At 36.5% G+C, this 2162-nt stretch carries 1 protein-coding gene and 1 pseudogene; both read right to left on the minus strand.

Annotated features, from left to right (window positions below):
• A pseudogene (locus tag ACP69U_RS13765) lies at window positions 1-209 on the minus strand (biliverdin-producing heme oxygenase); the annotation flags it as partial.
• Between the two features lie 156 nt (window positions 210-365).
• A partial coding sequence (locus ACP69U_RS13770) for a TonB-dependent receptor domain-containing protein (protein WP_426138836.1) occupies window positions 366-2162 on the minus strand: 1797 nt, incomplete at its 5' end.

Genomic DNA, 2162 nt, shown 5'->3' on the forward strand with positions numbered 1-2162 from the left:
GATAGACTATTAAGTCCCTTAATCTTAAGGTTTAAGCTGGGATTCTCATAGATAGGTTTCAAAACTTCGTGAAAAGCATTTTGTGCTTGTAAAAATTTACTGTAATTTTCTATAGAAGCAAATGGTTCCATAGATAAAACGAGCATGTCAACACTATCATGTATTTGGCGGGAGTGCTTTTTTAATGCTTCACTAAGAGGTAAGTTCATCATTGTTTCCTATACTGTATTCACATTTATTAGGTAACGTTAGGGCATAGTCTCATTTTTATCCTATTTATTCAGTTTCTCTCAGACTGAGGACACGCCGTAATGTTTTTAAAGTTTTATTGATTGTCTTTACGTATTTTATCTAGAACACTTTGTCTAAAATTCATAGGTTAACCCTACTTTGTAATTTCTTCCTAGTGCCGTAAATCTTTCAATGCCAACCCCTTGGTCATCTACCATAGAGTTGACGTTTAATTCTGCTAACGAACGCAAGTTGTCCCATGGAACATATTTAGCATCAAATAAATTAAACACCCCCGCTGATAGTTTTAAATTAGAACTTAATTTTTTACTCCCATAAACATCATATACATAAGCCGATTTAGACTTATCAATGTGCTTATAAGGAGCAATGACATTCTTATAAGGTGTGTTATAACCATTTGATTCTAAGGTAACTACTTTTGCATCATTAGCATGTTTCCTGCCCAAATACCTTAGATTCGCAGACAGTTGCCAATCTTTTTTAGGGGCTTCATAACCTAACCCTAATGTGACATTCAAAGGCTGAGTAGCAAGTAAGTTGGTTCCTTTATCAGTTTTATCTTTGGCATAATTTAAATTAGCAAATACCTGAATATCTCCTCCTAGGTCAGCAAGCTGTCCAACATCCCATACGCCTCCTAAACGCAATCCATAAGTCTCTGCGTCACCAATATTTTGGGCGCTGAGTATATTTATAGAATGGGGTGAACAAACCGGTTGGCCGGTCGAATAATCTTCATAGCATCGTTGTTGTTCCTCTTGAGAATTCAACAAACTAATAAAGTCACTATATTTAGTATAGAAACCTATAGCTGTAAAACTTAAATCTTGAAACTGGCCAGATAAGCTTAGCTCATGATTAATAGACTTCTCAGGTTTGAGGTGAACATTAGGCATTAAGCTATTTCCCATCATCTCAAATGCTGAATACATTTGGCTGGTAGTGGGTGCCATGAATCCTGTAGATAGCTGATACTGGGTCTGCAAATTGGGACTGATTTTGTAGTTTATGGAAAACATCCCCCCTATATTGTCCATTTTCTTATTGTGATCAAACTCGCCATTCTCATAATCAATACGTACCGGATAATATTTGCTTGACTTCTCGACGCCTTTTTTATTGATTTCATCCATATAAGGTTTGTAGTTGTAATTGTCATACCGAAGCCCAATCGTCGTATCGAGCTTTTCCGTTAAATTTATTTTGTCTTGAATGGCCACATTGAAGATATCTTGCTTCACTGAGGGCCCAATAAAATCGTACCAAGAACTGGGGTTGCCTGAAGAAGGAATATAAGTTTCTTCTAAGGTCAATCTATGGTCCGTCTTTGCATATTTTGTATTAACTGACAAAGTATGAGAGCCTAGCTTCTCAGTTTCTAACGGTAAGCTTGTTGCCTCTATACTTAGTTGTATGGTTTTGTCCTCTTGAGGCCGATGCTTCACTCCATCTACCCTATAAGAGTCAGATCCCCATACTTGGCTATAAGTTTCTGTATTAGCCACTCCTGTAATTTTTTGCTGAGTTAAAGTGGTATTGACCTCATCTATGAACTCACTAGTAATAGGTAGGTATCTATAACTGATGCCATAGCTTTCTAATTCTGCAGTATCCTTACCAATTCTTGAAGCAAAAGTCTTTCTGGTAAAGTTATTGGATACTCTATCCGTTTTTTGTTTAGTGGCATGAAAACCTAATCGGTTTTCTTCGTTCAAATGAAGGTATAACTTTGCTAACGTTGCCTCTGTTGTATAACTTAATGGGTCAGGTAATATTGCTGCTGTATTAGATCTGTACCCTGTAGAGGGATATTTATAGTCTGGATCATTGATAAAATCATAGGCAGGATCTAGTTTGTTTTTATCGAAATCTAACATTCGGTGATTTTTTGTTTCATGTCCTTCACG

The organism is Psychrobacter sp. TWR1-1-1 (genome assembly GCF_049895865.1).
Classification (GTDB): domain Bacteria; phylum Pseudomonadota; class Gammaproteobacteria; order Pseudomonadales; family Moraxellaceae; genus Psychrobacter; species Psychrobacter immobilis_A.